Below are 6,977 nucleotides of genomic sequence, written 5' to 3'. Positions count from 1 at the left end.
CCCCGCCAGCGAGGGCCTGGTCGCCCTGCTCGAGCCGTTCATCGACACGGTCGTCATCTGCACCATGACCGCCCTGACCATCGTCATCGCCAACCCCGCCAGCTGGGCCGAGGCCCGCGCCGGCGAGTCCATCGGCGGCGTCACGATCACGTCCGACGCCTTTGCCACGGTGCTGCCCTGGTTCCCGTACATCCTCACCGTCGCCGTGCTGCTCTTCGCCATCTCGACGGTGCTGACGTGGGGCTACTACGGCCTCAAGGCGTGGACGTACCTCTTCGGCCGCAGCCGGACCAGCGAGCTGACGTACAAGGTCGTCTACACCCTGTTCGCGATCGCCGGTTCGCTGCTGACGCTGCAGACCCTCATCGACATGGCCGACGCGGTGCTCTTCATGCTCGCCGTCATCAACATCATCGGCCTCTACCTCCTCGCCCCGGTCGTCAAGCGCGAGCTGAACTCCTTCCTGGAGTTCGTCCGCGCCCGCAACGCGGGTGAGATCACTCAGGACGACGAAGACCAGGAGTCGGTGAAGACCACCGCCTGACCGCCCCCGCGGCACCGGCTCCCGAGCGGGCCCGATCACACCTCGCGCCTTGGTGTGCCGGGCCCGCTCGCCATGCTCTCCGATGCCGTTTCGGCAGGTGAAACACGGTCTGGCGGCATCCGGGAGTGGCGGCTAGGGTGCGGGGAACGCGTCAACGTCCCGCCTTTGAGGCCGACGGCCCGACGCGCGGTGTGCCGGGAAGTCTGGTCGGCGTCCAAGGGCTCGTATGCCCTGACATCGATCCCCCGGAGGTCTTCCCCGATGGCTGTCGCCCCTCGCGAGCGCTCCCCCTTCCTCGGACTCCTGCCGCTGCCCGAACGCAACGCGGTGGTGCAGGCCCTGAGGACCGAGACGACCGGGGGACTGGTGCTCCTGGCGGCCGCCGTTGTGGCATTGGTGTGGGCGAACACCCCGTGGAGCGGGACCTACGAGCAGATACGCGACTTCCACTTCGGCATACCGGCCCTCGGCCTGGACCTGTCGGTGGGGCACTGGACCGCCGACGGCCTGCTCACCCTCTTCTTCCTCGTCGCGGGCATCGAGCTGAAGCGGGAACTCGTCGTCGGTGAGCTGCGCACCCCCGCAACGGCGGCCCTGCCGGTCATCGCCGCGGTCTGCGGCATGGTGGTACCCGCCGCCCTGTACGGCGTCACCGCCACGGCGGGCGGTGGCAGCCTGGAGGGCTGGGCGGTGCCGATGGCCACCGACATCGCCTTCGCCCTCGCCGTCCTGGCGGTCCTCAGCACCCACCTGCCCGCCGCGCTGCGCGCCTTCCTGCTCACGCTCGCCGTCGTCGACGACCTGGGCGCCATCCTCATCATCGCGGTCTTCTTCACCAGCGAGCTGAACTTCACCGCCCTCGGCGCGGCCTTCGCCTGCCTGACCGTCTTCTACCTGCTGCAGCGCTTCCGCGTACGCGGCTGGTGGTGGTACGTCCCCCTCGGCGTGGTCACCTGGGCGCTGATGTACAACAGCGGAGTCCACGCCACCGTCGCCGGCGTCGCCATGGGCCTGATCCTGCGCACCATCCGCGACGAGGGCGAGACCGCGTCCCCGGCGGAGCGCACCTCCCACGTGATCCACCCGGTCTCGGCGGGCGTCGTGGTCCCGCTCTTCGCGCTCTTCGCCGCGGGCGTCGGCGTCTCCGGCGCGGCGCTGGCGGAGGTCTTCACCCAGCCGGAACCGCTCGGCGTGGTCCTGGGCCTCGTCGTGGGCAAGACTCTGGGCATCTTCGCCGGCACCTACCTGGCCGCCCGCTTCACCCGCGCCCGGCTCAACCCCGAACTGGCCTGGGCGGACGTCTTCGCGCTCGCGGTCCTCGCCGGGATCGGTTTCACCGTGGCCCTCCTGATAGGCGAGTTGGCCTTCACCGACCCGGCCACGACAGAGCACGTCAAGGCCGCCGTCCTCGCCGGTTCCCTCATAGCGGCTTTTCTGGCGGCTTTCCTCCTCAAGCACCGCAACGGCATCTACCGCCGCCTCTACGAGGAGGAGGAGCGCGACGATGACCATGACGGCATCCCCGACGTCTACCAGCGCACCACGGCCACTGAGCGCTGACCGTGAAGGCCGTGCGCCGTGGACCCTTCCGTGGTGACGGTGTTCGTCATCGCCTCGTACTCGACTCGTGCAGACGGCGACGATCCTGCTGGCGCTGCCGTTCGTCGTCGTCATGCTGCCCTGCTGGGCGTCGCTCAAGGAACTGTGCGAGGACCCTGGGGCGGGCCTCGCCCGGCACCGCGGGTTGTTGCAGCGGGTGCCCCACGCCCTCGGGCACTGGGCCGGCAGCGGGATTCCCCCGCCGCCGCCCTCGACGGGCGCTGAAGCGGGGAGGCCGGCCCTGTGCCGCGGGAAAGCAGTCGGTGAGAGGATGAGGAGAAGGGCGCAGAACCGGTTGCAAGGAGGTCCGCTGTGGCAACCAAACCCAGGCCTGCCGCGGAGCCGCAGACTCCACCCGTGATGACCGTGTCGTCTGATGGCCGACGTGCGTCCTTGGACTTCCAGGGCACACTGGACGCCCACATGGTCCGTGAGTTGGAGCAACGGCTCGCCGACCCGAGGCTGACCGAGGCACGCGAATGGGTGCTGCACATGGACAACCTCACACACCTCGACCTGACCTGTGCTTACGCCCTGCTGCGGGTCGCAGCAACACGCTCCGATGCGGTGGCCATCACCGTCCGAGGCGCCAGGCGCAACGTGCAGCGCACGTTGCGCGAAGTGGGATTCGACGCCGTCGCGAGATTCCAGCCCTAGTGCTGCACCGCACAAGTTCCGCCGATGGCTGTCGGGCGGTGAGGTGTTTGTTGATGGCGTCGATGTCGAGGCGGTCATGCCTGGTGCGGGTGCCCCACGGTTGCCAGCACGACGAGTGATGCGGGTTGCCGAGCCCGGGGTGTTCCCGGTTTGTGTATCAGCAGGGTCGTTGCCCACCCTGCCCCAGCCGCCCGCCGGCCTCACTGCTGACCTGGCCCGGCCGGTGGAGGGTCAGTGACCGGCGCCGGCCTTGACCGCTTTCGTGGCGAAGTAGCCGGAGAGCCAGCCGGCGGTGGCCTCAGAGTGGTGCGGCGCCTCGGCGAAGCCGGTGATGGCGAAGCCCGCCGCGATCTGCCCGCCGATCTGCTCGGTGAGCGTGTGGCTGTACTCCACCGGCGCGTCGAGGCCCCACAGCCGTTCCCGCTCGGCGGGCTCCAGGTGGGTGAGGTCGCTGTAGGGCAGACGGTGGCGTACCACCAGCTCGCCGCGCGCCTCCAAGGACTCGGCGTCGAAGAGGTAGACGTCCGGGTTGAGGAAGCCGGACAGCAGCGTCCCGCCGGGGCGCAGCACGCGGTGGCACTCGCGCCAGACCGGTGCCAGCTCCGGGATGAACAGGTTGGAGACCGGGTGGACGACAAGGTCGAACGAGGCGTCCGGGAACGGGCTCAGGTCGCGCGCGTCGCCGAGCACGGTGCGTAGGCCGAGCCCCTCCCGCGCCGCGACCATCTCGTCCTGCGCCAGCTGGCGGGGCGAGTTATCGAAGACGGTCACCCGCGCGCCCGCCGCGGCCAGCACCGGACCCTGCTGCCCGCCGCCGGAGGCGAGGCAGAGCACGTCGCGACCGGCGATCTCCGGCGGGAACCAGGTCGGGTCGACCGGCTCGTACCCGATCAGGACGATGGACCACTGGCCGGCCCGCGCCTTCGCGATCACCTCGGGGCCGACCGGGCGTGACCACTCGCTGCCCTTCTCCACCTCGCGGTCCCAGGCGAGGCGGTTGTGCGCGACGGGGTCGACGGGAGTCTGGCTCATACGCCGTACCCTAGTTGCTGCACCGCACAAGTTCCGCCGGTGGCTCTCGGGCGGTGAGGTGCTTGTCGATGGCGTCGTAGCGTCGTCCGCCCGCAGGGCGGGCCCCGCGGTGTCCGGCCGCTTGCTCCCGGTGTCTGGGCGGACGCCCGCGGTGTCCTCAGATGTACGCCGCCCGGTGGGGGCGTGGGTACGTGCCACGCGAGGCGGTGCTCACTGCCGCCCGGTCGCCGTGACGGTGGCGGCACGAGTGCGGATGGCGGGCAGTTGGGCGTACAGCTCATCGCCGGGGCACTGGGTGTTGTGGCCGTCGCGGTGGCCGTGGATCGTCGGGAAGGTCAGTTTGTCGCCGAGCTTCCAGCTCTTGTGGAAGTAGTTGTTTCCGTCGGCGCCGGCGGTGAGGGTGGTGGTGCCGGCCGGATCGGCGCCGTACTGACCGAGCTTCCAGGCGGCCAGCGCGGCCACGGAATTCAGCACGGACTCGGTGGGTGTCGTGCTGGTGTGGGTACCGAGGACGGCGATGCCGGTGGTCTGGGAGTTGAACCCATAGGTGTGGGCGCCCATGACAGCCCGGTCGACGCCACCCTTACGGCCTTCGTAGAGGGTGCCGCACTTGTCGGCGAGGAAGTTGTAGCCGATGTCCCGCCAGCCCAGCTGTTTGACGTGATAGGCGTAGACGGCACGGATCACACTGGGAGCCTGGGCACAGGTGTAGTTGTTGGAGTCGGCCGTGTGGTGGACGACGACTGCCTTGATCTTCCCATCCGGCACGTAGACGGGCGGCTCAGTACTGATCGACTCGTCCGCGCCCCACCCCGCACGTGACACGATCACCGGACGCGGCGCCGACAGGGCTGCCGGTGGCGTCGGCGCGTCGGTCATGGCGGGTGGGGCAGGCAGTGGCCTCGTGGATGTGTCCGGCCCGGGATCGATGAGGTCCACGCGCAAGCCGTCCGGCAGTTCGGTCAGTGCTTCACCGGCCGCGACGATACGGACTTCCACACGGTCCGCTGGTCCCGCCCACAACGGATCGGTGCCGCCTCGGCGTGCCGTGTCGTCCCCGTGGCTGTCGCCGCTGTCCAACCGAGTCCAGTCGGTCCAGGCGCCGCCGCCGATGGGGTGAGTACGAACCTCCACAGCACCCGGCAACGGTGCGGTCGGGTCATCCCACGTGACACCCAGCATGCTGAACGGGCTGGTGTCAGCGCGGAAGAGGGCGGTGCGGCCGTGCGTGAACCGCATCGTATGCACCTCGCTACGGACGCCGGGCGGTGCCGGTGTCCCCGCATCATCCCGACCGCGCGCGGAAGCCGTGAAGGCGCCCTGTAGCAGCACGAGTCCCGTCAGCGCCGCTGTGGCGATGCGCGGTCCGCTCCTCATGTGTATCTCCCCTGCTCGTCATGGTGCTGCGATGGACGAGCGGTGAGTCTGGCAAATCCGCACCGATCATCCGATGATCGACACGGTGAGGGGATGAGGTCCAGGCAGGGCGAACCCGTGGGAGCGACGACGCATGGGCTGAACGGCGCAGTCGGGGCCCGCCGACCGCCGAAGCTGGTCCGTCTCCCCGCACCCGGCGCATTCGTCATTCGACGGCCCGTCATGGAGCGCGGCCTCAACCGGCTTCGTTCACCCAGACGTGCTGCTCGGCGCCGGCCTGGGCCATGAGCACGGTGAACACCCGCTCCCGGGTGCCGTCGCCGCTCTCGGCAGCCTCGTACCGTGGCACGTAGTCCGGCGGTGACTTCAACCGACCGTGCGACCGGTGAGGTGACGGCGTCGACTTATGCCTCCGGAGCCCACCGGCACGTCGCCGACTCACCGGGGGCCGTCGTGTCCCCGCAGGTGCAGGGCGCGTAAGGCCACCTCCAGGGCGAAGCGGTGCTCGGGGTCGGCGAGCCGGTCGCCGAGGTGGGCTTCGAGGTTGCGCAGGCGGTAGCGGACGGTCTGGGCGTGGACGCCCAGCAGCTCGCCCACCTGTTCCGCGGGCGCGCGGGTGGAGATGTGGACCCGCAGGGTCTCGATGAGCCGGTCGCGCCGACTGGGCGGAAGTCCGTCGAGCGGGGCGAGTTCGCGGGCCGCGAGATGGTCGACCAGGACGTGGTCGGACAGCAGCCACAGGGTGGTGAGATAGTCCTCGCAGGCGACCAGCGGGGCGTCGGGGACCACTCCGTCGTCGACGAACTGCAGCACGCGGCGCGCCCAGCGCACCGAGTCGGCGGCCTGGGTGAGCGGGACGGTCAGTCCGAGCACGGCACGGGTGCCGGACAGGGCCCTGCGGATCATCGCAAGGCGCTGCGGCGTGAGGTCACCGGGGACGAGCAGGTGGGGCTGGGGGATGTCGAGATCGGCGAGGACGTCCTCGTCGAGCGCGGCCTGGATGTGGTCCGCCACCGGGGGGCGCAGCGCGACCAGGGTGCACCGGCGGGGCAGCTCCCAGGCGGCGGCCTCGGACAGCTCGGCGACGGTCGTCCGCGGCAGCGGCGGCGCGGCCAGGATGAGGTGTAATAAGCGTCTTCGTAACGCGGACACCTCGGACGCGGCCCGTTCCCGCACCTCGGCGTATCCCTCGCGGGTGATCGCCTCCAGTTCCTCGACGTAGGCGAAGAGGGCGTCGGCGAAGGAGAGGATGAGGGTGGGCGAGAGGTTGTGCTGCCGCCCGACCGTCTTGGCGCGGCGCAGCGCGATACGCGCTCCGAGGCGGTAGGCGCCCTGCAGGGTTTCCAGGTCCCGCCCCTCGTACGCCTCCACCCGGCCGAACCTGCGCAGCAGTTCGTCGCGGAGCTCCGAGCGCCTGCCGGGATCGGCCACCCGGTCCACGAAGGTGACCAGCGCCTGCTCCACGCCCTGGCGGATCGCGTCCCCGTTCGGTCCGTTGAGCAGCCGGCCGTACACGGGGTAGGCGCGGGTGACCTCCGCTCGTATCTCGTTCAGCAGGCCCGGCAGTTCCGGCCGTATGAGAGCCGCGAACCTCTTCGGCAGGGGGCCGAGCGGTTCACCGACTTCGGGGGACCGTGTGATCGAGGGCATGAGTCACCTCTTGCGCTCCGACGTGTCCGGCGAGGTGGCCGGCCGGGCGCCGTCCGCCTCGCGGAGGGCACCCGGACCGGTCGACCAGGGTGCCACACCGGTTTGGGTGCTGAAACTT

At 70.3% G+C, this 6,977-nt stretch carries 6 protein-coding genes; 3 read left to right on the top strand and 3 right to left on the bottom strand.

Translation table 11 applies throughout. The features are described 5' to 3' along the window. The 3 genes from VE614_RS22520 to VE614_RS22510 form a co-directional block, all read left to right on the top strand. A partial coding sequence (locus tag VE614_RS22520) for an alanine:cation symporter family protein (protein ID WP_324940066.1) occupies nucleotides 1–544 on the top strand: 544 nt, incomplete at its 5' end. Nucleotides 545–805: 261 nt separating this feature from the next. Then, entirely contained in the window at nucleotides 806–2,104 is a 1,299-nt protein-coding gene (gene nhaA / locus VE614_RS22515) for a Na+/H+ antiporter NhaA (protein WP_324940062.1), read from the top strand. Between the two features lie 399 nt (nucleotides 2,105–2,503). After that, on the top strand, nucleotides 2,504–2,800 hold the full coding sequence (locus VE614_RS22510; RefSeq protein ID WP_324940075.1) for an STAS domain-containing protein: 297 nt from the start codon (nucleotides 2,504–2,506) through the stop codon (nucleotides 2,798–2,800). Nucleotides 2,801–3,031: 231 nt separating this feature from the next. On the opposite strand, the gene VE614_RS22505 is transcribed toward VE614_RS22510, so the two are convergent. From VE614_RS22505 to VE614_RS22495, 3 genes are all read right to left on the bottom strand, one after another. Then, a complete protein-coding gene (locus tag VE614_RS22505; RefSeq protein WP_324940059.1) occupies nucleotides 3,032–3,832 on the bottom strand; it encodes a class I SAM-dependent methyltransferase in 801 nt (266 codons plus the stop codon). Nucleotides 3,833–4,042: 210 nt separating this feature from the next. Further along, complete coding sequence (locus VE614_RS22500; protein WP_324940056.1) at nucleotides 4,043–5,071, bottom strand: peptidoglycan recognition protein family protein; 1,029 nt, start codon at nucleotides 5,069–5,071, stop codon at nucleotides 4,043–4,045. A gap of 576 nt (nucleotides 5,072–5,647) precedes the next feature. Then, complete coding sequence (locus VE614_RS22495) at nucleotides 5,648–6,859, bottom strand: helix-turn-helix domain-containing protein (protein ID WP_324940053.1); 1,212 nt, start codon at nucleotides 6,857–6,859, stop codon at nucleotides 5,648–5,650. Between the last annotated feature and the right edge of the window lie 118 nt (nucleotides 6,860–6,977).

The sequence above is a fragment of the Streptomyces sp. genome (genome assembly GCF_035645055.1).
Classification (GTDB): Bacteria; Actinomycetota; Actinomycetes; order Streptomycetales; family Streptomycetaceae; genus Streptomyces.
Note: the sequence above shows the minus strand (reverse complement) of the source record. Positions and strands in the feature narration are given on the sequence as shown.